The following is a 24,416-nucleotide window of genomic DNA, read 5'->3' on the forward strand; positions in this document are numbered from 1 at the left end:
CCGGGGCCGCTCCCCCGCCGGGGGGGGTGTGGCCCCCCCCCGCCTCGGCATAACGCGGCGCCCCCTCACCCGGCGCGACACGCTACGCGTGTCACGCCACCCTCTCCCCGCAAGCGGGGAGAGGGAGTGATGCCGCGGCGCTTCGGCCAGCTCACGCCGGCAGCCGCACCTGGTCCTGCAGCGCGAAGTGGTTGCCGTCGCGCGCCACCGTCATGTCGTGCTGGTGGAAGGCGTTGAGCGTCGAGCGATGGCCGATCGACACCGGCGTGGTGCCGGGCAGCCGCTCCTGCAGCAGCCGGTAGAGCGCGGCTTCGGAGGGCTCGTCGAGCGAGGCGGTGGCCTCGTCGAGGAACAGATAGTCCGGCTTGTGCAGCAGCGCGCGGGCCAGCCCGAGCCGCTGCTGCTCGCCGAGCGACAGCATCCGGTTCCAATGGCCGTGCTCCTCGAGCCGCGCCGCCAGCGCCGGCAAGCCGACCGCACTGATCGCCTCGGAGAGCTGCGCCGCCGTGAAGCTGCCGGTTTCCGCCGGATAGCTCACTGCGGCGTCCAGCGGCCCGACCGGGAAATACGGCCGCTGCGGCAGCATCATCAGCGTGGCGCCGGTCGGCACCACCACCTTCCCGGAGCCGAACGGCCAGATCCCGGCGATGGCGCGGAACAGCGTGGATTTGCCGGAGCCCGACGGCCCGGTGATCAGCGTGCGCTGGTTGCCGCGCAGCTGCACGCCGTCGGCAGAGACCAGCGGCGTGCCGTCCGGCAGGTTGACCGCGAGCTTGTTGAAGGCGATGCCGGAGCTCTCGGCGGTGGCGACGTGGACCAGATCGGCCTCGGCGGCGAGCGCGGTGACGGTTTCGATCGAGCGCTCGAAGCCGTCGAGCCGCGCCACCACCGCCTGCCATTCCGCCAGCGTGCGGTAGGCGGTGATGAAGAACGACAGCGCGTCCTGCACGCTGCCGAACGCCGACGCGGTCTGCATCATCCCGCCGAGCTGCACCTTGCCGGCGAAATAGGCCGGCGCCACCAGCACGTAAGGAAAGATGATGGAGGCCTGCGAGTAGCTCGCGGTGAACGCGGTCAGCTTCTTGGTCCGGGTCATGATGCCGAGCCAGTTCTCCACCACCCGGGCGAACCGCAGCGCCAGCCGCTCGCGCTCGGCGGGCTCGCCGCGCAACAGCGCGATCTGTTCGGAGTTCTCGCGGGCGCGCACCAGGTTGAAGCGGAAATCCGCCTCGAAGCGCTGCTGCTGGAAGTTCAGCCCGACCAGCGGCCGGCCGATCAGGTGGGTCAGCCAGGTGCCGACGATGGCGTAGATCAGCGCGCCCCACACCAGATAGCCGGGAATCGGGATGTCGCGGCCGAACACGTGCAGCGGCGCCGCCTCCGACAGCCCCCACAGGATCACCACGAAGGAGGCCAGCGTCACGATCGAGCTCAATAGCCCGACGCCGAGCGCCAGCGTGCGCTCGACGAACAGCTGGGTGTCTTCGGCGATGCGCTGGTCCGGGTTGTCGGCGGCGTCGCCGAGTAGCTGCATCTGGTAGTGCCGGGCATCGTGCAGCCAGCCGCCGAGATAGCGCTCGGTCATGAAGCGGCGCCAGCGGATCTGCAGCCACTGGTTCAGATAGAGCTGATAGACCTTGAGCGCGATGAAGATCGCCGCCAACACGCAGAAATAGCCGATCTGGTAGGTGAAGACGTCGAAGTTCTTCTCCTGCAGCGCGTTGTAGAACACGTTGTTCCAGCGGTTGAACAACACCATCAATCCGACCACGGCGAGTTCGATGGCGATCACCGCCGACAACAGCCCCCAGGCCATCCATTTGTCGTCGGAACGGAAATACGGCGCCGCGATCCGCCAGACGGTCGCGAGGGTGGAGCGGATATTGTTCACCAGGGGCTCTCCAGAAAAAGGCGGGCGGAAACGCCAATTATAGACGAAAGTCGTAGGTATTTTGACGGACGCCAGCTTGTCGCAGGCTTCGACTCGATCCTACCATGGCGGCAACGGCGAGGGGCGGGAGCCTTCCCAATTCGCGCGCTTGTGAGCGGAGCCCGGCACCACGCCGCGCTCCCTGGCAATTTCGCCGGCTCCCCCACCTTGCCACGGCGCAGACCGGCCAACGGTCGCGCCGCTCAAAACAGACCATGGGGAGGCCTGCGATGTGGAACCAGCTCTATAACCCGCTCGGCAATGCGACGTTGTCGACCATTGCGGCGGCCATTCCGGTGGTCACGCTGCTGGTGCTGATCGCCAGCGGCAAGGTCAAGGCGCATCTGGCCGCGATCATCGCGCTGATCCTCGCCAATTTGATCGCGATCTTCGTCTTCACCATGCCGGCCAACATGTCGATCCGCGCCTCGCTGCTCGGCGTCGTCACCGGGTTCTTCCCGATCGGCTGGATCGTGCTCAACGTCATCTTCCTGTACCGGATCACGGTCGAGGCCGGCCGGTTCCAATTGCTGCAGCGGGCGATCGGCGGCGTCACCACCGACCGCCGGCTGCAATTGCTGCTGATCGCCTTTGCGTTCGGCGCGTTCTTCGAGGGCGCCTCGGGCTTCGGCACCCCGGTGGCGATCACCGCGGCGATCCTGATCGGGCTCGGCTTCTCGCCGCTGGCGGCGTCGGGCCTGTCGCTGATCGCCAACACCGCGCCGGTGGCTTACGGCGCGCTCGGCACCCCGATCCAGGGGCTGGCCTCGGTGACCGGCTTCGACCCCTATGTCCTCGGTGCGATGGTCGGCCGGCAATTGCCGTTCTTCTCGCTCTTGGTGCCGTTCTGGCTGATCTGCGCGTTCGCCGGCTGGCGCGGCATGATCGCGATCTGGCCGGCGATCCTGGTCACCGGGCTGTCGTTCGCGATCCCGCAATTCGTGATCTCGAACTACATCAATCCGTGGATCGTCGACATCGGCGCCTCGCTGATCTCGATGGGCTGCCTGATCCTGTTCCTCAAAGTCTGGCAGCCCAAAGAGCTGTGGTTGTCGCCGTCGCTGCGCGGCAAGGACGAATCCGCCGCCACCATGACTGCGCCGAAGCCGATGGACAAGACGCCGCTGACGCAGGCGCAATTGTGGGGCGCGCTGCTGCCGTGGATCATCGTCTGCATCGTGATGCTGATCTGGGGCAACGGCGCGTTCAAGACCTGGGCGAATTCGATCTTCACCTGGGCCTATCCGGTGCCCGAACTGGACAAAATGATCCTCAAGGTGCCGCCGGTCGCCGCCAAGCCGACGCCGGAGGGCGCGGTGTTCGCCTTCACCTATCTGTCGTTCACCGGCACCGGGATGCTGATCGCCGCCATCATCTCCGGCTTCCTGATGGGCTTCTCGCCGTTGAAGATGATCAAGGAATACGGCCGCACCATCCGGCTCTGCGCGATCTCGCTGATCACCATCTCGGCGATGCTGGCGATCGGCACGCTGACCAGGCTGTCCGGCGTCGACGCCACGCTGGGCTTGGCGTTCGCCGCCACCGGCGTGCTGTATCCGTTCTTCGGCACGCTCTTGGGTTGGCTCGGCGTGGCGCTGACAGGGTCCGATACCGCCTCCAACGTGCTGTTCGGCAATCTGCAGAAGATCACCTCCGAGCAACTCGGGCTGTCGCCGATCCTGATGGCGGCGGCCAACTCGTCGGGCGGCGTGATGGGCAAGATGATCGACGCGCAATCGATCGTGGTGGCCTCCACCGCGACCAACTGGTACGGCCACGAAGGCTCGATCCTGCGCTACGTGTTCCTGCACTCGATCGCGCTGGCCTGCCTGGTCGGCGGCCTGGTGACGCTGCAGGCCTACGTCTATCCGTTCACCGCGATGGTGCTGAAATAGTAGATGACGCGGCGGCCGATTGCTTGGTGCGCATCATAGATGCAAAGCTGTCATCCCGGGGCACGAGCGGCGCAAGCCGCGAGTGAGCCCGGGATCCATAACCCCCGCAGGGGATATGGATTCCGGACTTGCTCGTTCTTGCGAACTCGCAATCCGGAATGACGGCTTCGTTTTGGGTTCGCGGCATCGCACCCTCGACGTTCACGCCAATGTGCTCACCGGATGCTCCCGCGCTAGCCAAGCCCGGCCGCGCCCGGTAGAACGGCAGCCCATCGTAAATTGCTTCGAGAGGTCGGATGCCGTCCATCATCACGTCTTTGCAGGCGCTGTCTGTTGCCGCGATCGTCGCGTTGGCGGCGCTTCCGGCGCAGGCCCAGCAGGAATTCCCGTTCGGCCTGGAGATGACGCTCGATGCGGCGCCGCAGCCGGGTTCGAAGCGGATCCCAAGTCTCGAGATCGGCGACAATGGCGAGGTCCGGCTGGAGCTGTGGTGCAAGGGCGGCAAGGGACAGTTCTCGGTGGCCGGCAACACCGTGATCTTCGTGGCCGGCGCGCTCGAGGCGCGCGATTGTCCGCCGCCGCGCGCAGCACTCGATGACGCGCTGCTGGCGGCGCTCACCGAGGCCAGCACTTGGACCCGGCAGGGCGATTTCGTCACCCTGCAGGGCGCGCAGCCGCTGCGGTTCCGGATCAACACCAACTGAGCCGGCGCGTTCAGCGCGGCTGCAACACCAGGTCGGCGCACACCCCGGCCGACTGCACCACGCCCGAATAGCCGCCGAACCCCGCATAGGCCGAGGCCAGATACAGCCCCGGCAGCACGGTGCGCGGCGAGCGCTCAGCGCGGCTGCCCGGCAGCGGCGCAAAGCCATAGACCGCGCCCTGCGGCGCGTTGAGATATTGCTGCACCGACAAAGCGGTGTTGAACGAGGAATGCGTCACCGCGGCGGCAAGGCCGGGATACTGCGCGTCGAGATAGCCGACGATGGCGTCCTGCCAGCGCGCGCGCTTGGCGCGGTAGGCGTCGGCATCCTGCGCGCTCCAGTTCGAGATCTGATCGGGTCCCACCACCGACAGCACGTAAGGCGGCGCCGGGACGCCCGACTCGATCGCCGCATAGTCGGCGATCGCCAGCGGCGGCATCCGGCCGGCGGGCTCCCCGGCCATCAGCGCGGTGCCCTGCGCGTAGTCGGCCAGCCTCGTCATCCAGTCCGGCAAGAGTTGCGTCGAATAGGCGCTGACGCCGAATTCGCGCGGCGGCTTCGCCAGCCCGAGCGTCAGCGCGAACAGCGAGATCGACGATGGCTGCGCCGCGTAGCTCTCAATCAACCGCGCGCCGGCGTCCTCCGGCAGCATCGCTGCGAGCGCCGTGGGGGCTGCGTTGCCGATCACCTGCGCGGCGTCGACGCTCTGCGGATCGCTGCCGTCGCGCGCGGTGTGGACGATGCCGCTCACCGCGCCATTGCCATCCATCGTGATCGCGCTGACCACGCGGCGGATCAGCACCTCGCTGCCGGCGCGCTTGATGGCGCGGGCCAGCGCACTCGACAGCCGCTGCGAGCCGCCCTGCACATAGCGCGCGCCGCTGCGCAGGTAGCTGCCTTGCGCGGCCGCGAATTGCCGCCAGCCCAGCGTCGCCGGGTCGTCGTGATAATAGGCGAGGTTGCCGGCGACCGCGCATTTGACCGCTTCGTCGGCGCCGAACAGCTGATCGAGCTTCTGCGCCAGCGACAGTTGCTCGTCGCCGGCTTGGTCGGGCGAAGCGGTGAGGCGGTCGAGCTCGTCGAACAGTGTTGCGAGGCCGGCCTGCGCGTTCGGAAAACCCGCCAGCAGCGCGGCGCGCGCCGCGGCGAGATCGTCCGGCAGCACGAACGGCTGCGGCAGCGGGCCGCCGCGCACCTCGTACAAGGATCCGGCCGGCACCCATTGCACGGCGTCGAGCACGCCCGCGCGGATTAACGCCTGGAGTTTGGGATCGTGCGCCTCGTGCGGATCGGTGGTGGCGTGCAGCGAGCCTTCGACGAACAGGTCGCCGACCTTGTAGCTCGAGGCGGCGCCGCCGACCGAGTTGCTGCGCTCGATCACCAGCACCGTGCGGCCCTCGCGCGCGAGAATAGCCCCGGCCGTCAAACCGCCGAGGCCGGCGCCAATGATCACAACGTCCACGCGCGCCATTAAACGGAAAACCTCAGATTGCGGAAAAGCGCCCCGCCGACGCCTCGGCAGGGCTGCGGCGTTCATTGCCGCTCCGGCGCCGCATGTCAAACCGGCAGCATCCGGCGCTGCCGACGTGCGTAACGCGCCGTTTCACTTCCAGGCGGATTTGTCGGAATCCCAGCGCTGGGCGCGGAAATCCTTGGCCAGCGCGTCGAGCGAGCCGTTGTCGTCCTTCGGCTCGGCTTCCTCGTCGCTGCTCGCCGCGTCGGTCAGGCCGAGCTTCGGGCCTTCGGCTTCATCGGCGGTGGAGATCGAGGGGCTGGAGACCCACAGCATCATGTGATCGGTGGCGTCCGGCTTGTCCGGCCCGGCCAGCGCGGTGAACTGCACGATTTCGGTGAGCCCGAGCGCCGGCATCACCCGGCTCGGCCGCTTGAAGGTCAGCGTCAGCTTGCCGGTGTCGTCGCTCCACACCGACGACGCCAGCTTCGCCGACAGCGTCTTGCTCAGCACGTCGGAGATCGCGGTGGACAGCTTGTCGCGATTGAGCTTGTCGGCGTCGCGCCATTCCGCTGCGGGAAGCCGCAGCGCGCGGCCCATGTCGATGATGCCGCTGGTCCAGCCGGCCGCGACCACGCCCGGCGTGGCCTTGGCGCGCGCGATCAGCGCCGCGGCGCGGTCGGGATCGACGCTGATGTTGATCACCTGCTCGCCGGCGCGCAGCGCGTCGCAGCCCACCGTCAGGCTGGCCAGCGACACCGCGACGTTCTGGCCCTTCAGGGCTTTGAGGAACTCGACCACGGTGTCGAGCTTGACCCGCACCGCCACCGCCTCCGGCGAGACCTCGGTGAAGTCGCGCGGCGCCACCGCGATGCTGTCGTCGGTGGTCTGGTTGTCCTGGTATTCCTTTTCGCTGAGATCTGCATTGTCGGTCGACGACACCTCGGTGACGGTCTTGCCGATGCCGATCTGGCCCTTGAACTCGAAGGTGTCGCCGGTCGGCCGGCGGGTCAGCTTGATGGTCACCGGCAGCTTGTCGCCGAGGCTCTGGGTCGAGCCGGTCAGGGTCTGGCCGTTGACCGCAAGATCGGCGACGAAGCGGTCCTTGCGGTCGCTGCCCTTTTCGGCCGGATAGCAGACGTCGAGCGTCGCGGCGGTGACGGTCTTGCCCTGACGGGTTTCCCGCAGGATGACGTCGGCGTTGCCGTCCATCAGCCCGTCGAGCGAGGAGAAATACCGCGTCTCCGCGGTCGGCGCCGCGGCTTTGGGCGTGGCCTTGGTCTGCGCCAGCGCCATCTCGGAGCCGGGCAACAGGCAGATCAAACCGAAAACAAGCGCGCGCATGGGGACATCCTCGCAGGGCAGCAACGAACCGGGGGTCGGGCGTCGTCGGCGCTGAATGAATCAGACCAACGCCCTCCTACCAAATCCGCTGCGACAATGGCGAAAAAACCCGCGGCAAAAAAGAAGGCCGCCCGGAGGCGGCCTTCGATCGATCGGGGGTGTGTGAACAGCGCGGGCTTAGAAGCCCATGCCGCCCATGCCACCCATTCCGCCCATGCTGCCGCCGCCCGGCATCGCCGGGGCCGCGTCGCGCGGCTGTTCCGCGACCATGCATTCGGTGGTGACCAGCAGGGCCGCGACCGAGGAGGCGTCCTGCAGCGCGGTGCGCACCACCTTGGCCGGGTCGACGATGCCCTTGGCGAGCATGTCGACATATTCCTCGGTCTGGGCGTCGAAGCCGAAGGTCTCCGACTTGTTCTCGAGGATCTTGCCGACCACGATCGAGCCTTCGACGCCGGCGTTCTCGGCGATCTGCCGGATCGGAGCTTCCAGCGCCTTCAGCACGATGTTGATGCCGGCCTGGACGTCCGGATTGTCGTTGCTGATGCGGCCGACCGCCTTCTTGGCGCGCAGCAGGGCGACGCCGCCGCCGGGGACGATGCCTTCCTGCACCGCGGCGCGGGTGGCGTTGAGCGCGTCTTCGACGCGGTCCTTCTTCTCCTTCACCTCGACCTCGGTGGCGCCGCCGACGCGGATCACCGCGACGCCGCCGGCCAGCTTGGCGAGCCGTTCCTGCAGCTTCTCACGGTCGTAGTCCGAGCTGGTTTCCTCGATCTGCGCCTTGATCTGGCCGACCCGGGCTTCGATATCGGGCTTCTTGCCGGCGCCGCCGACGATGGTGGTGTTCTCCTTGTCGATCACCACCTTCTTGGCGCGGCCGAGCATCTTCAGCGTGACGTTCTCGAGCTTCATGCCGAGGTCATCCGAAATCAGCTGACCGCCGGTCAGGATCGCGAGGTCTTCCAGCATCGCCTTGCGGCGATCGCCGAAGCCCGGCGCCTTGACGGCTGCGACCTTGAGGCCGCCGCGCAGCCGGTTGACCACCAGGGTGGCCAGCGCTTCGCCTTCGACGTCCTCGGCGATGATCACCAGCGGCTTGCCGGACTGCATCACGGCTTCCAGCACCGGCAGCATCGACTGCAGGCCCGACACCTTCTTCTCATGCAAGAGCACGTAGGCGTCGTCGAACTCGACGGCCATCTTTTCGGCGTTGGTGACGAAGTACGGGCTGAGGTAGCCGCGATCGAACTTCATGCCTTCGACGATGTCGACTTCGGTGGTCAGCGACTTGTTTTCTTCGACGGTGATGACGCCTTCGTTGCCGACCTTCTGCATCGCCTGGGCGATCATCTTGCCGATCGCGGCGTCGCCGTTCGACGAGATGGTGCCGACCTGGGCGATCTCGGCGGAGGAGGCCACCGGCTTGGCGCGCTTGACCAGGTCCTTGACCACGGCGGCGACGGCGATCTCGATGCCGCGCTTGAGGTCCATCGGGTTCATGCCGGCGGCGACCGACTTGGCGCCTTCGCGCACGATCGCCTGCGCCAGCACGGTGGCGGTGGTGGTGCCGTCGCCGGCGAGGTCGTTGGTCTTGGAGGCGACCTCGCGCAGCATCTGCGCGCCCATGTTCTCGAACTTGTCCTCGAGCTCGATCTCCTTGGCGACGGTGACGCCGTCCTTGGTGATGCGGGCGGCGCCGAACGAGCGCTCGATCAAGACGTTGCGGCCCTTCGGACCGAGCGTCACCTTGACCGCGTTGGCGAGAATGTCGACGCCGCGCAGCATGCGATCGCGCGCGTCTCCGGCGAATTTGACGTCTTTGGCTGCCATTTGAATGTCTGCTCCAGATGCGCCTCATCCTCCGGAGCGGGCGTCGGCCCGCGTCTCGAAGGATGAGGCTGAAAAAGGTGAAGGGGGCTGCGGCTTAGCTCAGCACGCCCATGATGTCGGACTCTTTCATGATCAACAGCTCTTCGCCGTCGAGCTTGATCTCGGTGCCGCTCCACTTGCCGAACAGCACGCGGTCGCCGGTCTTGATGTCGATCGGGATCAGCTTGCCGGCTTCGTCGCGGCCACCGGGGCCGACGGCGACCACCTGGCCCTCCTGGGGCTTCTCCTTGGCGCTGTCCGGGATGATGATGCCGCCCTTGGTCTTGGCTTCGGCATCGATACGCTTGACCACAACGCGGTCATGCAGGGGGCGGAAATTGGTCTTGGCCATGGGGCTTCCTTTGATGAGGCTTGCTTTTGACAAACTCGACTGAGATCGAATGCTCAGTGGGCGGATCCAATCGGCGATCCGAACGGTCCGCATTTCTCTTAGCAATCGGGCTGCAAGAGTGCTAATTGCGTCCCGGGAATATGGCTTGCGACCGATCCTGTCAAGCAACCGCTTAAGACCTTGGTGAGGTCGGTATAGGATGGTCGCAGCCGGTCGGCGCGGGTCGTCGTCTCAACATACTGCATTGCTCCGCCAGGAGTTTTGCGCTTGTCTGCGACCGCGGGGCGGGCAGATGAGTTTTCGTCGGGGATAAGGATGGTCATGACAGTCAACGCACGCGCGATTTTCAATCTGGGAGCCGCCTCGGTTCTGGCGGTCTCGCTGGCGGCGTGCGGCTCGTTCGGCGGTTTCGGGTCCTCGGAGCAGACGGTAGCGGAACCGCCGCCGGCGCCGGAGATGCCGGCCAGCATCCGCGCCGACGAGATCGTCGGCCGCTGGGGGCTCGCCTCCTACATGAACCCGAACGACCGGGCGCGCACCGAAAACGCCGCGCGCGGCCAGTGCAAGAACCCCTATGTGATCGGCGCCGGCACCTCCGGCGGGGTGATCATGCATCTCGCCGACCAGGCGACGCCGCAGGAACTGCGGCTGAAGGGCTCGCCGAGCGGCAAGAATTACATCGGCCCGGCCGGTCCCGCCGGCGGCGATCAGGACCGCGAGATCGTCTCGTTCGACGGTCGCATCCTGGTCACCCGCTTCATCGACAAGGACGCCGCCAACCGCTACGGCAACATGGTCTATGTGCGCTGCGCGCCGCGCGCGTAGCGTCTCAGGGGCTTTGCGCCGCTTGGGATTGAAGCATCGAACCCAAATGCAGCCGTCATTCCGGATTGCGAGTTCGCAAGAACGAGCAAGTCCGGAATCCATACTCCCTGCAGGGGTTATGGATCCCGGGCTCACTCGCAGTGGTGGCGCGTCGAAGACGCGCGTGAACGCGCTTCCGGCTCGTGCCCCGGGATGACAGTCTGGGAATCTTGAAGCGCAAGCGCTCACGGGACGGGATTGCGGCGATCAGCTTGCCGCCCGGCACTGCGGCGGCGGATCAGTTGAACAGCGCGTCGATGTCGTCCTGCGAGGCGTGGCCCTCGTCGTCGAGCTTCGGCCCGTTGAGCAGCTTGTCGTCGCCTTCGCGGGTGTCGACGATCGGCGGCGCGTGCGCCTTGATGGCGTCGACGCCGCCCCAGATGTCCATCATCGCGGTGATGTGATTCTCGATGAACTTCATCGTGGTCATCACCTTGCTGATGCGCTGGCCGGTGAGATCCTGGAAATTGCAGGCCTCGAAGATCGAGATCACCCGCTCCTGGATTTCTTCGCTGATCAGTTTCTGCTGGTCCGGCGAGTTGACCTTGGTCAGCGCGCTGGCGGCCTGGTCGATCGCTTCGGCGGCTTCGAGGATCAGCTGGGTGGCTTCTTCAGTGCCGCCGACCACGGCGCCGAGCTCGCCGTTGACCTTGGCCATTTCATCGCCGTCGAAGCTCTTGCCGTGCAGCACCGCGATCTCGCGCTTGGTGCGGCTGATGGCGTCGTGGATCAGGTCGAGTTCGACCTTCAGCTTCTCGCACTGCTCGATCTGCGCGCGGTAGCTCTCCAACAGCGCGTTGGCCTCGGCGATCTGCCTTTCGTTCGAGGCGGCCAATTCGCCGGTGACGACGTTGTGGGCCACGTTACCGTTCGGCATCGCCATCTGCTCCCGGATCGCCCGCAGCTCGCTCATGATTTCGCTGTGCTTCGGAGCGTTCTCGCTCTCGACGAGGAATTGCTCGGGCGCGACGCCCAAACTGGTTTCTTCGATGCGGAAGCGCTTACGCTGAACGGCCATTGGATTGTCTCACCCTCATTCACTATCTTGTTGTTAGCGCGATCTGTTTAACGACGCGTTCACGGCCGCGGCAGGTGCCCGCGGCTTGCTATCGAGGCTGTTCGCAGCGCGCCGGACCCTTGATACGCGCGGTTAACCATGCAGGTGTCGCGTTCATCGAAAATAAACGCTGTCGTCAGGAACGCGGCGAGTTGCGGTCGTGGTGAATCCAAAGCCCGGATCTGTTTACCAAAGCGATGCGTTTTTGTTTCTAACTGATCGCGTTCACGCAAGCGCTCCTTCAGGCGCGTTCCCGACGAAACAGTGCAGAGTACGTCGATGTTGAAAAAAGCCACTCTCGCCTTGCTCACCGGCGCGTCCTGTGTGGGTGCCGGCTTCTCTCCCGCCGCGGCGATCGAAATCGAAATGCCCGGCGCGCAACCTTCCGTGATCTACGCCGATCAGCCGGCGCCGCCGACCCGCATGGCGTCGGCGCAACGCGCGCGGATGGGCGGCGGCTTCATCGAATTCCTGTTCAGCGACGGCCCGGCGCAGCCCGGCTACGGCGAGCCGGCGCCACGCTATCAGGCGCCGCCGGACTATTACGAGCCGCGGCAGCGCATGCTGCTGCCGGGCCCGCCGCAGCAGGGACTGCTGCAGAGCGAAGAGGCGGTCGATCCGCAGCAGCAGCCGTTCGATCCGAAATACGAAAAGCAGCTGGTCGATTACCACGGCAGCGAAAAGCCCGGCACCATCGTGGTCGACACCCCGAACAAGTTCCTGTTCCTGGTGCAGGGCGACGGCAAGGCGCTGCGCTACGGCATCGGCGTCGGCCGCCCCGGCTTCACCTGGAGCGGCGTCAAGCAGATCTCGGCGAAGAAGGAATGGCCGGACTGGACGCCGCCGCCGGAAATGCTGGCGCGGCGGCCCGATCTGCCGCGGCACATGGAAGGCGGCCCGCAAAATCCGCTCGGTGCGCGGGCGATGTATCTCGGCTCGTCGCTGTACCGCATTCACGGCTCCAACGAGCCGTGGACGATCGGCACCAATGTCTCCTCGGGCTGCATCCGGATGCGCAACGAGGACGTCATCGATCTGTACGGCCGGGTCAATGTCGGCGCCCGGGTGATCGTGATCTGAACCACACCGAGTGTTGTTGCGGACGGGAACGGAGCTGTGACATGAAGTCCGTACCGTCCGTCCGCGAGAACGTCCGCCATGAACAGTGTGGAACGAGAGTTTCAAGACGCCGTCAGGGCGCTGCAATCCGGCAGGCTTCACGAGGCCGAGCCGCGGTTCAGAGCGCTGTTGAAGGCGCAGCCGAAGAACGTCGCAGCTCTCAATCTCCTGACAATTGTTCTTATGAACACCGGGCGGCACGCCGAAGCCGAGAAGGTGATCGCCAAGGCGATCAGGCTCAATCAGAGCTCGGATACGTCCTACTATAATTACGGCGTGATCCTGAAGGCGCTCGATCGACCCCGCGACGCGCTCACGCAGTTCGACAACGCCATCCGCCTCAATCCGCTTGTGCCGGAGACCTGGAATAATCGCGGCGTCGTTTGCAACGATCTCAAACAATACGACGACGCGATCCGCAGCTTCGATCGGGCCGTGTCACTTGCGCCGAATTACGCCGATGCATTGCATAACAAGGGAAAAGCGCTCAGCGAGCTGAGGCGCTATGACGAGGCTCTGAGCGCGTTCGATCGGGCGCTCGCACTTCAACCGGGGTTGGCGGAGGCCTGGGTGGGCCGCGGCAATTGCCTCGGCCATCTGATGCGTCGCGACGAGGCGATGGTCGCCTACGACAAGGCGCTGGCGCTGAAGCCGCAACTGGCCGAAGCCTGGCTCGGCCGTGCGATCTCGTTGTTCGAGCTCAAGCGTTTCGCCGATGCGCTGTCGGCCTGCGACAAGGCGCTGGCGTTCAAGCCGGAGCTGACCGAGGCGCTGCCGTGGCGGGGCGAGGCGCTGCGCAAGCTGGGCCGGTGCGATCAAGCGATCGCCGCCTATCAGCAGGCGCTGGCGTCGCGGCCTGACCTCGCCGGCCTCAAGGGCATCTGGCTGTCGACGAAAATGCGGATCTGCGATTGGAGCGGGTTTGACGCCGCCTGCGCCGATTTGGTTTCGGATCGCAGTCTCGAGACGGCGTGCGCGCTGCCGTTCAACCTTCTGGCGATCCCGTCCTCGCCCGAGCAGCAATTGAAATCCGCCCGAGGCTGGGTCGCGGTTCATGTTGCACGATTCGGCGAGCCGCTGTGGAAGGGCGAACACTACCGCCACGATCGGATTCGCGTCGCTTATCTGTCGTCCGACTTCCATCAGCATGCGACGGCCTATCTGATGGCGGGGCTGTTCGAGTGCCACGACCGATCGAAGCTGCAAACCATCGCCATATCGTGCTGCCCCGACGACGGATCGGAAATCCGCCGGCGGCTGCAGTCGTCGTTCGACAGCTTCGTCGAAGCCGCCGACAAGGGCGATGACGAGATCGCCGCGCTCGTCAGAGCGATGGAGGTCGACATCCTGGTCGATTTGAAGGGATTCACCGAAGACGCCAGGACGAACGTGTTCGCGAGGCGGCCTGCTCCGATCCAGGTGAGTTTTCTCGGCTATCCCGGCACCATGGGGGCGGCTTTCATGGATTACATCATTGCCGATCGCGTCGTCATTCCCGAGCATCAGTATCCATATTACGACGAGCGGGTGGTGAGCCTGCCGCACAGTTATCAGCCGAACGACGCCAGGCGCGCGATTGCCGACACAAGCTTCAGTCGCGGCGATCTTGGCTTGCCGCCGCAGGGGTTTGTGTTTTGCTGTTTCAACAGCACGGCCAAAATCCTGCCGCAGACGTTCGACTGCTGGATGCGGATTCTCGAGCAGGTCGACGGCAGCGTGCTGTGGCTGCTGACGGACAACGATACGGCCGCGGCCAATCTGCGCAAAGAGGCCGCGGCGAGGGGCGTCGATGCAGGCCGGCTGGTGTTTGCGCCGTTCATGGCGGTGCAGGATCACCTGGCGAGACTGCGCGCCGCCGACCTGGTGTTGGACACGCTACCCTACAACGCCCATACCACGGCGAGCGACGCGTTGTGGGCCGGCGTGCCGGTGTTGACTTGTCTGGGAAGCACATTTGCCGGACGGGTCGCAGCGAGCCTGTTGCACGCTGCCGATCTGCCGGAGCTGGTGACGACGTCGATGGACGAGTACGAGCGGCTCGCGGTCGAGCTTGCGACAGCCCCGGGCAGAATCGGCGACATTCGGCGCAGGCTGAATGACAATCGTCTGACCGCGCCGTTGTTCAACACCGAACTGTTTGCGAGGCACCTCGAGGCGGCCTACAGCGCAATGCATCAGCGCTTGCAGAGCGGCCTGCCGCCGGACCATATCGCCGTTCAGGGATAGCGACTTTTCGAGTTTTGATTGATGCGGTTCAACATTTCCAGGCTGTCATTCCGGGGCGAGAGCAGCGATAGCTGCGAGCGAGCCCGGAAACCATAACCCCTGCAGGGGATATGGATTCCGGACTTGCTCGTTCTTGCGAACTCGCAATCCGGAATGACGACGGCGTTTGGGTTGGATGCTTCAATCCCAACCGAAAATGATCTCACTCGCGCACGCAAAACGGCCGCCCTTGCGGGGCGGCCGTTGTCGTAGTCGGAGGGTGGCGAAGCGGGGCTGCGCCGGATGGCGAAAGCTCACGCGTAGTCGCTGTCGCCGCCGTCGTCGAAATCGTCGGAATCCATATCCATATCGTCGTGATCAGTATCGTCGTTCGACGCCTGATCGAACATGCCCTGGCGGGATGAGCTGTCGTCGGCGCGCTGCCCGGACGAGCCGACGTCGTTCAGGCCGGCGTCCTTGGCGAGATCGCCGCCGGACTGATCGTTGCTCCACGGGCTGCGGGTCTCGGCGCCGTCCTTGCCGAGCCCGGCCTGGTCGCCGAAGCTCTGCTGGCCGCTGCCGCCGCCCATCATGCCGCGAATGCTGGAGAGCAGCATCGAGCCGCCGACCACGCCGGCGGCCGCGGCCGCCGCGGTGCCGAGAAACGAACCGCCGCCGCCGCCGAACCCCGGCTGCTGTTGCTGCGCGCCATAGCCTTGCTGGCCATAGGGCTGCGCCGGCTGGCCGTAGGGCTGCCCGGGTTGGCCATAGGGCTCACGATTGAAGCCGCCGCCCTGCGGCAGCACCTGTCCGGTATTCCAGGCCGGACGGCTGGCGGGCTCCGGCGGCCGCACATTGGGCACCGAGCCGCGCGGCTGCTGCTCGTTGCCGAACAGCGCGTCGCGCATCGAATCGAGGAAGCCGCCGGGGCGCTGCGGCTCTTGCGCGGCGCCGCCTTCCAGTTCCTGAATCCGGGCATCGGCGCGCTTCAGCGCTTCGTCCTGCAGCAGCACGGTCTGCACCAGCGCATAGACGGCGTTGGGGGCACGGCGCAGCCCCTGCGCAATTGCGTCGGCGGCATTCGGATCGCGCGGCGCGGTTTCGACGCGGGCGAGCCGATCAAACAGATCGTCGACCAACTGGCGTTCTTGCGGTGTCATGATGTTCTCCACGGCAACCTATCATCCCACTCGCGGGCGCTTGCGCGGCCGCACGGTGGGTGCCGGAGATGTAAGTGGCGTTTATGTCGCAATAAGTGTCGCGGCGGATTAAATTTCGGTATGCGACAAACTGACCGGCCCGGCCGGCGGCGCGGCAACGCGCTGCAGCGTGACCTGGTGCGCTTCGATCAGCTCGACGAAGGCGTCGCTGTGCAGGAAGGCGCGCTCCCGCTCGCGCTGATCGGTCAACGGATCGAGCGCGATCAGGGTGTCGTCGACATAGCCGGGATGGCACATCACCAGCCCGCGGTCCGGCAGCCCGTCGAGAAAGCCGCGCATCAGCCCGGCAAAATCGTTCGCTTTGAGAAAATCATAGGCGCCGGCAAATCCCGGATTGAAGCCGAGCGCGGCGCGCGTGGCGCGGGCGCGAAACGGCGAACTCAGCACGTCGAGCAGCAGCGCCTTCGGCATCGCGACGCGCTGCGACAGTGGCTGCACCCGGCCGCATTGCCGCACCCAGGCGTCGGGCGCGGCCTCCGCCACCGCCTCCAGGAAGGCGTCGCGGATCTGCGGAAACAGCTGCACGTGCTGATGGCCGTCGACGTAATCCGGGGCGCGGCCGAATAGGTTGCCGAAGGCAGCGAGCTGCGCGGCAAGCTCGGTGCGAAAGAAGCCGCGGTCGAGCCGTCGCAGCAGGCTCTGCTGCAACAGCTGCGCAAGCGGCAGGAACAGCCCGCCCTCCAGCGGCCGGAACTGCAGCGTCAGCGGCGAGAACGGCGCGGTCAGCGTGGCGTGCAGCCCGATCGCGCAATCCGGATTGTCGGCGACGACGGCTTTGAGCGCCTCGGCCTCGTCGCGGCCGATCGCGGGGCCCACCATCATCACCGAGGTGGCGTTGATGCGTTTGGCGGCGATCAGTTCGCGGATCGCGCGGTTGACGCCGGGGCTGAGGCCGTAATCGTCGGCGCACAGCCAGATCCGGCGCGGCGCGGCGCTACTCATTCGGCGGCGGTCCGCTCATTGGTGCTGGTGGTCTCGGCGCGCTTGACGCTGTGTTCGGCGACGAAATAGATCGGCCGCGCCTTCAGCTCGGAGAGGATTTTTCCGATGTATTCGCCGACGATGCCGATCATGATCAGCTGCACGCCGCCGATCGTCATCAGTCCGACCACCAGCGACGGATAGCCCGGCACCGATTTGCCGCTCACCATGGTCTCCCACAGGATCGACAGCCCGAACAGGAAGGCGACAAACGCCAAGAGCAGCCCGAGCAGGCTGGCGATGCGCAGCGGCGCCACCGAGAACGAGGTCAGGCCTTCGATCGACAACCCGACCAGCCGCGCGGCATTGAACGAGGTGATGCCGTGCGAGCGCGGCTCCGGCTCATAGTCGACGCGGATCTGGCGGAAGCCGATCCAGCTCGCCAGCCCCTTGAAGAAGCGGTTGCGCTCCGGCAATTGCCGCAAGGCCGCTGCGGCGCGCGGCGACAGCAGCCGGAAATCGCCGGCGTCTTCCGGAATTTTCTGCCGGGCGCCCCAATTGATCAGCACGTAGAAGCCGCGCACCGCGGTGCGGCGCAGCCAGGATTCGTTGTCGCGATGCGCCTTGGCGGTGTAGACGACGTCGTAGCCGTCGACGATCCAGTGCTGCACCAATTGTTCGACCAGCGCCGGCGGGTGCTGGCCGTCGCCGTCCATGAACAGCACCGCGCCGTTTCCGGCGTGGTCGAGCCCGGCCATCAGCGCGGCTTCCTTGCCGAAATTGCGCGACAGCGACACCACCTGGACGTCGAGCGTCGGCGCGGCCAGGCCGTGGGCGACACTCAGCGTGGCATCCGCGCTGCCGTCGTCGACATAGATCACTTCGCAGGCCAGCCCGTAGCGCTGCCGCAGCGTGGCGGCCAGCGCCACCAGCCGCTCGTGCAGCTGCGGCAGGCCGGCGGCCTCGTTGTAGAGCGGCACCACCAGCGACAGCTTTCGCGCTGCGGCGGTGCCGGTGCCGAGGGCGGACAGGTCAGAACCTAGAATCATCGATCGGTTTCCAAGCGCGCGGTCTGTGCCACGACCATATGGCACTTGTGGCGCGCTGTCGCCACGGGGCCTAGGCGGTCCCGCGGCGGATTATTGCCGCAGAAAACTCTCGAGCTTGGCGAATAGCGGGTTCTCGCGGTCGAGCACGTAGTCCAACGAGGCGATCGACACGGTGTCGGCGCCGTGGTCGCGCAGGAAGCTGCCGAGCGCGTAGAGCTGCGACGGCGGGCAGTGCAGCGTGATCATGCCGGACGAGGTCGGGCCGCCGAACGGCGACACCACGCCGAAGCGGTTGTGCGCCTCGGTCAATAGTGCTGCATCGCAACCCGCAAAGCGGGTGCGGACTTCCTTGTATTTGTTGGCGCGGGCGCGCGCGGCGATACGATCGAGGATCACGCGCGCCGTCTCCAACGCCTCGGGGCTCCAATCGGCGGCGCGCGACGCCACCAGATTGGCTTGGCTGCGCAGGATCACGCCGTCGTCGAGCACCTTGAGGCCGTTGGCGACCAGCGTGGCGCCGCTGGAGGTGATGTCGACGATCATCTCGGCGGTGCCGACCGCGGGGGCGCCCTCGGTGGCGCCGGCGCTCTCGACGATGCGATAGTCGACGACGCCGTGCATGGCGAAGAAATTCCGCGTCAGGTTGATGTATTTGGTGGCGACCCGCATCCTGCGATTGTGCTGGGCGCGAAACCCGGTGGTGACGTCGTCGAGGTCGGCCATGGTGCGGACGTCGATCCAGGCCTGCGGCACCGCGACCACCACATTGGCGCCGCCGAAGCCGAGGCCCTCGAGCAGCGCCACCTTCTTGTCGGCGTCCGCGATGCTCTCGCGGATCAGGTCCTCGCCGGTGATGCCGAGATGCACCGTGCCGCGCGCCAGCTGGGCGGCGATCTCACTGGCCGAGAGATACGCGATCTCGACATTGTCGAGGCCGGCGATGGTGCCGCGATAATCGCGGGCGCCGCCGAGCTTGGAGAGCGTGAGGCCGGCGCGGGCGAAGAACGCTTCGGCGTTTTCCTGCAGCCGGCCTTTGGACGGAACGGCGAGAACGAAGGTCGTCATGACGCGCTCCCGGCGCTGCGAGTGGCGGGGTTGGCGAGTTCGGTGAGGGCTTCGATCCACACCGAGAAGCCGACCGCGGCGATCGGCTCGGCGGCGCCGAGCTGCGAGAGGAGGCCGTCATAGCGGCCGCCGGCGACCAGCGGCTCGTCGCCATTGTCCTTGCGGTGCACTTCGAATTCGAAGCCGGTGTAGTAGTCGACGCCGCGGCCGAACGAGGTCGAGAACCTGGTGGCGGAGAGGTCGATGCCGCGCGCGGCCATGAAGCCGATCCTGGCTTCGAACTCGTCGATCGCCGCGTTGATGTCGAGCTTGGCGTCGGCGGCGAGCGCCCGCAGTTGCAGCAAGGCGTCGCCGGGGCTGCCGGAGATGGCGAGGAAGCGCTTGATCTTGTCGAGCGCGTCGCGCGGCAGCGCGCCGCCCTTCAGCGTCGATTGTTCGAGAAAGCGGTCGGCGATTTCCGCAACCGACCGGCCGCCGACATTGCTGGCGCCCGCAATCGACATCAGGTCGGTGACCAGCGCCAAAGCCGCCTTGCGGTCGGAGCCGGCGAGTGCGGCCAGCACGCCCTCATATTCGTTGCGCGGCGTCGCGGTCGCCAGCGTGAGGCGTTCCAGGTCCTGCGCGAGATCGGATTTGCGGTTGAAGTCCTTGATCAGCCGCCGCCGCCATACCGGATAGAGGTCGAGCGCGTCGATCAGCGCGATGAACAGTGCCACGTCGCCGGTGCGGATATCGACGTCGGTGACGCCGAACGCCGCGGTGGCTTGCAGCCCCAGCGCCAGCATCTCGGCGTCGGCGGCGGCGCGGTCGAGCCGGCCGAAGGATTCGATGCCGGCCTGTAAAAATTCGCTGCGGCCGCCGCCGCGCTGCCGGAACACCGGCCCGAGATAGCAGAACCCGGCGGGTTTTCCCGCGCTTGGCGAGGCGAGATAGTCCCGCGCCACCGGAATGGTGAGGTCGGGCCGCAGGCACAGCTCCTCGCCGGACGCGTCGGTGGTGAGGTAAAGGCTCTTGCGGATGTCTTCGCCGGACAGATCGAGGAACGGCTCCGCCGGCTGCAGGATCGCCGGCTCGGCCTTGGTGTAGCCGGCCTGCCCGAACGAGGCCAGCAGGGCGTCCGCCCATCCGGCGGACACGGTCGCAGGAGCGGCGGTGTTGGTCATCTTGAAGTCTCGGCTAAGGTTTTTTGTGAAGTCGGCGCAGCCCTTAGCATGGCGGCATGACAGATTCGACCGTCGAATGGGCTAGGGCTGCGCCGGACGCCAGATGCAACCGGAGCGTGTTAGGCGCCCTGCCAATCCCCCAGCACGGTCTGCACCAGGGTCAGCGCCGCCACCGCGGCGGTGTCGGCGCGCATGATCCGCGGGCCCAGCGCCAGCCGCAGGATGGTTGGCTGGCGCAGCAGTAGCGCGCGTTCCTCCTCGGCAAAGCCGCCTTCCGGGCCGATCACCACATCGATGCCGGCGCCGGCCTGCGCGCGGGCGGCGGCGAGCGCTGCCACCGGATCCGCCACCTCGGCGGCCTCGTCGCAGAACACCAGCAGGCGTTCGGTGTTGCGCGTGGCGAGATAGCGCTCGAGCTTCAGCGGCTCCTCGACCGCGGCGATCGACAGGATGCCGCATTGTTCGGCGGCCTCGATGACGTTGGCGCGCATCCGTTCGGTATTGACCCGCGTCACCTGGGTGAACCGGGTCAGCACCGGCTGCAGCGCGCAGGCGCCCATCTCGATCGCCTTCTGCACCATGTAGTCGAGCCGGGCGTGCTTCAGCGGCGCGAACACGTAAGTGACGTCAGGCAATGCGTCCTGCGCGCGGGCCCGCGACAGGATGTCGAGCCGGTCGACCCGCTTGCCGGCGCCGATCATCGCCTGCCATTCGCCGTCGCGGCCGTTGAACACCAGCACCGCGGCGCCGGGGCCAAGCCGCAGCACGTTGCCGAGATAATTGCCCTGCTCGCGGGTCAGCGCGACCTGCAGGCCGGCTGAGAGGTCGGCGTCGACATAGAGCCGCGGGCTGCGGAATTCGATCTGGGGCATGGGCATCCGGAGAAGCGAGGTGGGGACGTTGTTGAAGCGCAGCGGCTCTCCGCGATCAACCGGAATCGCGCAGCGGCTCGGCGGCGTCGAGGCGGAGACGCCAGCCGCCGGCCTCGCGGCGCAGCCGCAATTGGCGGTGCGTCACCAGGTAGACCACCGCGACCAGGGCTGCAGCGAAGCCCGCCGCGGCGCCGACGCCGAGCGCCCAGCGCGCGCCGAACACGTCGGCGACCCAGCCGACGATCGGCGCGCCGATCGGGGTGCCGCCGAGCGCCAGCGCCAGCAGGATCGCCACCACCCGGCCGCGCATCGCAGGCTCGGTCGACAGCTGCACGGTGCTGTTGGCGGTGGTGGTGAAGGTCTGCGCCGCCATCCCGACCACGATCAGCGCCAGCCCGAACAGCCAGAACTGCGGCATCACCGCGGCCAGCGCCAGGCCCAATCCGAACACCGCGGCGCCGGTCAGCAGCAGCCCGATGCCGGGCTTGTCGCGCCGCGCCGCCAGCAGCGCGCCGCCGACCGAGCCGATCGCCATCATCGAGCTCAACAGGCCGAACTCGCTGGCGCCGGCGTGAAACACCGTGACCGACATGGTGGAAATGAAGATCGCGAAATTGGCGCCGAAGGTGCCGATCAGGAAGAACATCACCAGCACGACGATCAGATCGCTGCGTCGCCAGATGTAGCGAAAGCCGTCGGCGAAGCCGGTGCTGCCACGCGCCGCCTTGTCGCCACGATGCAACTGGTCGCGGCGCAGCAGGCTGAGCGAGCCGAGCACGGCGACGAAGGAGGCGGCGTTGATCAGAAACACCCAGCCGGTGCCGACCCCGGCGATCAGCAAACCTGCGAGCGCCGGGCCGATCAGCCTTGCGGCATTGAACGAGGTGGAATTCAGCGCCACTGCATTGGACAGATCGGCCTCGCCGACCAGTTCGGAGACGAAGGTCTGCCGCGCGGTGGAATCGAACGCGGTGACGCAGCCCTGCAGGAACGCGAACACATAGACCTGCCACAGCTGCACCTGCCCGCTGATGGTCAGGAGGCCAAGCCCGAGCGCCAATAGCCCCATCGAAGCCTGGGTGGCGAGCAGCAACTTGCGGCGGTCGAAATGGTCGGAGGCATAGCCGCTCAGCGGCAGCAACAGCAGCAGCGGGCCGAATTGCAGCGCCATCACGATGCCGACCGCGGTGGCGTTGTTCGGCGTCAGCTCGGTCAGCACCAGCCAGTCCTGCGCGGTGCGCTGCATCCAGGTGCCGACATTGGACACGATCGCGCCGCCGGCCCAGACCCGGTAGTTGAAGCCGCGCAATGAGCGGAAGGTGCCTTTCACCGCATCGCTCACGAGGTCGAAGGCGGATTGCCGTCGAGCAGCGCGATGATCTGCGCGGCGGTGCCGGTTTCGCCGAGCCGCGGAAAGATCCGCGCGATGCTGTTGGCGTGCGCCTCGGGCCGCAGATCGGTCATGGCGTCGACCGCCAGCGTGACGTTGAAGCCGAGCTCGTAGGCTTGGCGGGCGGTGGTCTCGACGCCGATGCTGGTGGAGACGCCGGCGATCACCAGCTGGGTGACGGCTTGCGATTTCAGATAGTCGTGCAGGTCGGTGGCGGTGAAGGCGCCCCAGCTATGCTTGGTGACAAGGTGGTCGGTGGGCTGCCGGTTCAGCTCCGGCACGAGGTCGGTCCAGCCTGCGGGCAATTCGCCGAGCCGGCGCGGTTGCTCGGTGCGGCCGGGCGCGCCGCCCGCGACATTGACCAGCACCACCGGGCGGCCGTGACGGCGGAACGCCTCGGCCAATGCTGCGGCGCGCTGCACGATCGGGGCGACGGGCTCGGCGGTCGGCATCGCCACGATGCCGTTCTGCAGATCAATCACCACCAGCGCGGTGCGGGGGTCGAGCGCGGTGAGAGCCATCGGGTGTCCTTTTGGTCGGGGGCGATCGGGGAGGCGGGCGCTTCGGTTCAGCGGGCGCGCCCGGTCATGGCGCCGCCAGCCGCCTCAGCAGCACGACGGCGGCGGAAAGCTGGACGGTCTCTTCGGCGGTGAGGTTGCTCTGGATCGCCCGCTGCAGCCAATCCTCGCGGGCGGCGCGGCCGGCGACGATCAGGTCGCGGCAGGCCGGGGTCAGCGACAGCAGGGTCTGCCGCCCGTCCTTGGGGTCGGGCGCGCCGCTGACCAGTCCGGCGGCCTCGAGGGCCGCCACGGTGGCGCCCATCGATTGCGGCCGCATGCCCTCGGCCCGGGCCAGCGCGGTCACCGTCGCCGGCCCCTCGCGATCGATATGGCCGAGCACCGCCACCTGCGACCAGGTCAGGTCGCCGAGATAGGCTTGTTCGCGCAGCCGGCGCTTCAGCCGGCCGATCACCAGCCGAAGCTCGTGGGCGAGGGTCAAGGCATCGGGGGCGGTGGGAGGGTCGTTCTGCAAGCTCATGGGGGACATCTAGTCGATGCGAAGGCAAACTACAAAGGTTTCCTTCACACATTCTCGCGAGCGCCGCGACGCGGCGCCGCGCTGCCGCCCTATTCGGCGGGTTGTTAAGGGCATCCAGGAATCGTAAAAGGTCCCGACAGCGTGCCGCCCTCACGGGCCGTGCCACCGCCGTTCTCGGGGCTCAGTCGTCGGGCTAATTCTGGGGGCCATTCGAACTTTGCCGGAGGAGCCGTCTTGATCGTCCGCCGTTTCATCGTGCCGTTGACCGTGGCCGGCTGTGTGCTGCAGGCCGCTTCCGCGCTGGCGCAGGGTGCCTTTCCGGCGCCGCTGCCGGGCCAGTCGTCGACTCCCAGCGCTTCGCCGTTCCCGCCGGTAAATGGCGCGGCTCCGGCCGCCTCGGTCGGGGCGCCGAGCGCGTTTTCCACCGGCGCGCCGCCGGTCTCCAGCGGCTTCGGGGCGCCGCAGCCGCAGCAGGCCGGGCCGCCCGGCGGCGACGACTGCATGAAAAAGTTCACGCCGCTGCGCGAGGACGCCGAGAAGCGCGGCAAGGCGATCCAGGCCGCCGGTCAGCGCCGCGCGCCGCCCGACGAGGCCTGCAAGCTGATCGGCAATTTCTCCCAGGCCGAAATCAAGATGATCAAATTCATCGAGGCCAACAGCCAGAAATGCGGCATTCCCGCCCAGGTCGCCGATCAGCTCAAGACCGGCCACAAGCGCACCGAGCAGATGCAGACCAAGGTCTGTTCGGTGGCGCAGCAGCAACAACAACGCGGCCCGGCGGGCCCCAGCCTCAGCGACGTGCTGGGCTCCTCGACCGCGATGCCGGAAGCCACCACCGCCAAGCGCAGCGGCGGCAGCACTTTCGACACCCTCAACGGCAATGTGCTCGCGCGGTGAGTGACGGCA

The 24,416-nt window shown here is 66.9% G+C and carries 22 protein-coding genes; 6 read left to right on the top strand and 16 right to left on the bottom strand.

Annotated features, from left to right (window positions below; genetic code table 11):
* Window positions 1–151: 151 nt before the first annotated feature.
* Window positions 152–1,891, bottom strand: a complete 1,740-nt coding sequence (locus tag HNR60_RS03585; RefSeq protein WP_184254378.1) for an SbmA/BacA-like family transporter — start codon at window positions 1,889–1,891, stop codon at window positions 152–154.
* A 269-nt stretch (window positions 1,892–2,160) separates the two neighbouring features.
* Here HNR60_RS03585 and HNR60_RS03590 point away from each other — a divergent pair, with 269 nt between their 5' ends.
* On the top strand, window positions 2,161–3,825 hold the full coding sequence (locus HNR60_RS03590; protein ID WP_184254380.1) for an L-lactate permease: 1,665 nt from the start codon (window positions 2,161–2,163) through the stop codon (window positions 3,823–3,825).
* Window positions 3,826–4,121: 296 nt separating this feature from the next.
* A complete protein-coding gene (locus tag HNR60_RS03595; RefSeq protein ID WP_184254382.1) occupies window positions 4,122–4,529 on the top strand; it encodes an META domain-containing protein in 408 nt (135 codons plus the stop codon).
* A 10-nt stretch (window positions 4,530–4,539) separates the two neighbouring features.
* On the opposite strand, the gene HNR60_RS03600 is transcribed toward HNR60_RS03595, so the two are convergent.
* From HNR60_RS03600 to HNR60_RS03615, 4 genes are all read right to left on the bottom strand, one after another.
* On the bottom strand, window positions 4,540–6,000 hold the full coding sequence (locus tag HNR60_RS03600; RefSeq protein ID WP_184254384.1) for a phytoene desaturase family protein: 1,461 nt from the start codon (window positions 5,998–6,000) through the stop codon (window positions 4,540–4,542).
* A gap of 132 nt (window positions 6,001–6,132) precedes the next feature.
* Complete coding sequence (locus tag HNR60_RS03605) at window positions 6,133–7,326, bottom strand: hypothetical protein (protein ID WP_184254386.1); 1,194 nt, start codon at window positions 7,324–7,326, stop codon at window positions 6,133–6,135.
* A 177-nt stretch (window positions 7,327–7,503) separates the two neighbouring features.
* Window positions 7,504–9,156 (bottom strand): chaperonin GroEL, encoded by a 1,653-nt coding sequence (groL, locus tag HNR60_RS03610; protein ID WP_184254388.1) that lies wholly within the window; start codon window positions 9,154–9,156, stop codon window positions 7,504–7,506.
* Between the two features lie 94 nt (window positions 9,157–9,250).
* The gene (locus tag HNR60_RS03615) at window positions 9,251–9,547 is read right to left on the bottom strand and encodes a co-chaperone GroES (RefSeq protein WP_184254390.1); all 297 of its coding nucleotides are present in this window, start codon (window positions 9,545–9,547) and stop codon (window positions 9,251–9,253) included.
* A gap of 315 nt (window positions 9,548–9,862) precedes the next feature.
* Between HNR60_RS03615 and HNR60_RS03620 the strand changes: the two genes are divergently transcribed.
* Window positions 9,863–10,372, top strand: a complete 510-nt coding sequence (locus HNR60_RS03620) for a hypothetical protein (protein ID WP_184254392.1) — start codon at window positions 9,863–9,865, stop codon at window positions 10,370–10,372.
* A 277-nt stretch (window positions 10,373–10,649) separates the two neighbouring features.
* On the opposite strand, the gene HNR60_RS03625 is transcribed toward HNR60_RS03620, so the two are convergent.
* Together HNR60_RS03625 and HNR60_RS03630 are read right to left on the bottom strand one after the other, a co-directional pair.
* Window positions 10,650–11,429, bottom strand: a complete 780-nt coding sequence (locus tag HNR60_RS03625; protein WP_184254394.1) for a protein phosphatase CheZ — start codon at window positions 11,427–11,429, stop codon at window positions 10,650–10,652.
* Window positions 11,430–11,488: 59 nt separating this feature from the next.
* On the bottom strand, window positions 11,489–11,764 hold the full coding sequence (locus tag HNR60_RS03630; protein WP_184254396.1) for a hypothetical protein: 276 nt from the start codon (window positions 11,762–11,764) through the stop codon (window positions 11,489–11,491).
* Here HNR60_RS03630 and HNR60_RS03635 point away from each other — a divergent pair.
* Window positions 11,748–12,548 carry a L,D-transpeptidase gene (locus tag HNR60_RS03635; RefSeq protein ID WP_184254398.1) on the top strand — a complete coding sequence of 267 codons (801 nt, stop codon included), beginning with the start codon at window positions 11,748–11,750 and terminating at the stop codon, window positions 12,546–12,548. The two genes, HNR60_RS03630 and HNR60_RS03635, sit on opposite strands and share 17 nt — an antisense overlap.
* A 78-nt stretch (window positions 12,549–12,626) precedes the next feature.
* The gene (locus HNR60_RS03640) at window positions 12,627–14,813 is read left to right on the top strand and encodes a tetratricopeptide repeat protein (protein ID WP_184254400.1); all 2,187 of its coding nucleotides are present in this window, start codon (window positions 12,627–12,629) and stop codon (window positions 14,811–14,813) included.
* Window positions 14,814–15,106: 293 nt separating this feature from the next.
* Here HNR60_RS03640 and HNR60_RS03645 read toward each other — a convergent pair whose 3' ends face one another.
* The 9 genes from HNR60_RS03645 to HNR60_RS03685 form a co-directional block, all read right to left on the bottom strand.
* Window positions 15,107–15,952 carry a DUF2076 domain-containing protein gene (locus HNR60_RS03645; RefSeq protein WP_184254402.1) on the bottom strand — a complete coding sequence of 282 codons (846 nt, stop codon included), beginning with the start codon at window positions 15,950–15,952 and terminating at the stop codon, window positions 15,107–15,109.
* A 108-nt stretch (window positions 15,953–16,060) separates the two neighbouring features.
* Complete coding sequence (locus HNR60_RS03650) at window positions 16,061–16,954, bottom strand: ChbG/HpnK family deacetylase (RefSeq protein WP_184254404.1); 894 nt, start codon at window positions 16,952–16,954, stop codon at window positions 16,061–16,063.
* Window positions 16,951–17,982, bottom strand: coding sequence for a glycosyltransferase family 2 protein (locus HNR60_RS03655; protein WP_184254406.1), 1,032 nt, complete (start codon window positions 17,980–17,982; stop codon window positions 16,951–16,953). The genes HNR60_RS03650 and HNR60_RS03655 overlap by 4 nt, the downstream gene beginning before the upstream one ends.
* Before the next feature lie 90 nt (window positions 17,983–18,072).
* Window positions 18,073–19,047, bottom strand: coding sequence for an ATP phosphoribosyltransferase (hisG, locus tag HNR60_RS03660; protein WP_184254408.1), 975 nt, complete (start codon window positions 19,045–19,047; stop codon window positions 18,073–18,075).
* A complete protein-coding gene (locus HNR60_RS03665) occupies window positions 19,044–20,210 on the bottom strand; it encodes an ATP phosphoribosyltransferase regulatory subunit (protein ID WP_184254410.1) in 1,167 nt (388 codons plus the stop codon). Before HNR60_RS03665 ends, hisG begins: the two co-directional genes overlap by 4 nt.
* 119 nt (window positions 20,211–20,329) lie before the next feature.
* Window positions 20,330–21,082 carry a 16S rRNA (uracil(1498)-N(3))-methyltransferase gene (locus tag HNR60_RS03670; RefSeq protein WP_184254412.1) on the bottom strand — a complete coding sequence of 251 codons (753 nt, stop codon included), beginning with the start codon at window positions 21,080–21,082 and terminating at the stop codon, window positions 20,330–20,332.
* 55 nt (window positions 21,083–21,137) lie between these two features.
* Window positions 21,138–22,412, bottom strand: a complete 1,275-nt coding sequence (locus HNR60_RS03675; RefSeq protein ID WP_184254414.1) for an MFS transporter — start codon at window positions 22,410–22,412, stop codon at window positions 21,138–21,140.
* A gap of 8 nt (window positions 22,413–22,420) precedes the next feature.
* Window positions 22,421–22,993, bottom strand: a complete 573-nt coding sequence (locus HNR60_RS03680; RefSeq protein ID WP_184254415.1) for a cysteine hydrolase family protein — start codon at window positions 22,991–22,993, stop codon at window positions 22,421–22,423.
* Between the two features lie 64 nt (window positions 22,994–23,057).
* Complete coding sequence (locus tag HNR60_RS03685) at window positions 23,058–23,510, bottom strand: MarR family winged helix-turn-helix transcriptional regulator (RefSeq protein WP_184254417.1); 453 nt, start codon at window positions 23,508–23,510, stop codon at window positions 23,058–23,060.
* 237 nt (window positions 23,511–23,747) lie between these two features.
* On the opposite strand from HNR60_RS03685, the gene HNR60_RS03690 reads away from it, so the two are divergent.
* Window positions 23,748–24,407 carry a hypothetical protein gene (locus HNR60_RS03690; RefSeq protein WP_184254925.1) on the top strand — a complete coding sequence of 220 codons (660 nt, stop codon included), beginning with the start codon at window positions 23,748–23,750 and terminating at the stop codon, window positions 24,405–24,407.
* Window positions 24,408–24,416: the final 9 nt, after the last annotated feature.

The sequence above is a fragment of the Rhodopseudomonas rhenobacensis genome (genome assembly GCF_014203125.1).
Taxonomy (GTDB): domain Bacteria; phylum Pseudomonadota; class Alphaproteobacteria; order Rhizobiales; family Xanthobacteraceae; genus Rhodopseudomonas_A; species Rhodopseudomonas_A rhenobacensis.

Bases quoted from the DNA above. Each gene is read 5' to 3' on its own strand.
- HNR60_RS03590 (WP_184254380.1), top strand. From the start codon at position 2,161: ATGTGGAACCAGCTCTATAACCCGCTCGGCAATGCGACGTTGTCGACC.
- HNR60_RS03595 (WP_184254382.1), top strand. From the start codon at position 4,122: ATGCCGTCCATCATCACGTCTTTGCAGGCGCTGTCTGTTGCCGCGATC.
- HNR60_RS03600 (WP_184254384.1), bottom strand. From the start codon at position 6,000: ATGGCGCGCGTGGACGTTGTGATCATTGGCGCCGGCCTCGGCGGTTTG.
- HNR60_RS03605 (WP_184254386.1), bottom strand. From the start codon at position 7,326: ATGCGCGCGCTTGTTTTCGGTTTGATCTGCCTGTTGCCCGGCTCCGAG.
- groL (WP_184254388.1), bottom strand. From the start codon at position 9,156: ATGGCAGCCAAAGACGTCAAATTCGCCGGAGACGCGCGCGATCGCATG.
- HNR60_RS03615 (WP_184254390.1), bottom strand. From the start codon at position 9,547: ATGGCCAAGACCAATTTCCGCCCCCTGCATGACCGCGTTGTGGTCAAG.
- HNR60_RS03620 (WP_184254392.1), top strand. From the start codon at position 9,863: ATGGTCATGACAGTCAACGCACGCGCGATTTTCAATCTGGGAGCCGCC.
- HNR60_RS03625 (WP_184254394.1), bottom strand. From the start codon at position 11,429: ATGGCCGTTCAGCGTAAGCGCTTCCGCATCGAAGAAACCAGTTTGGGC.
- HNR60_RS03635 (WP_184254398.1), top strand. From the start codon at position 11,748: ATGTTGAAAAAAGCCACTCTCGCCTTGCTCACCGGCGCGTCCTGTGTG.
- HNR60_RS03640 (WP_184254400.1), top strand. From the start codon at position 12,627: ATGAACAGTGTGGAACGAGAGTTTCAAGACGCCGTCAGGGCGCTGCAA.
- HNR60_RS03645 (WP_184254402.1), bottom strand. From the start codon at position 15,952: ATGACACCGCAAGAACGCCAGTTGGTCGACGATCTGTTTGATCGGCTC.
- HNR60_RS03650 (WP_184254404.1), bottom strand. From the start codon at position 16,954: ATGAGTAGCGCCGCGCCGCGCCGGATCTGGCTGTGCGCCGACGATTAC.
- HNR60_RS03655 (WP_184254406.1), bottom strand. From the start codon at position 17,982: ATGATTCTAGGTTCTGACCTGTCCGCCCTCGGCACCGGCACCGCCGCA.
- hisG (WP_184254408.1), bottom strand. From the start codon at position 19,047: ATGACGACCTTCGTTCTCGCCGTTCCGTCCAAAGGCCGGCTGCAGGAA.
- HNR60_RS03665 (WP_184254410.1), bottom strand. From the start codon at position 20,210: ATGACCAACACCGCCGCTCCTGCGACCGTGTCCGCCGGATGGGCGGAC.
- HNR60_RS03670 (WP_184254412.1), bottom strand. From the start codon at position 21,082: ATGCCCCAGATCGAATTCCGCAGCCCGCGGCTCTATGTCGACGCCGAC.
- HNR60_RS03680 (WP_184254415.1), bottom strand. From the start codon at position 22,993: ATGGCTCTCACCGCGCTCGACCCCCGCACCGCGCTGGTGGTGATTGAT.
- HNR60_RS03685 (WP_184254417.1), bottom strand. From the start codon at position 23,510: ATGAGCTTGCAGAACGACCCTCCCACCGCCCCCGATGCCTTGACCCTC.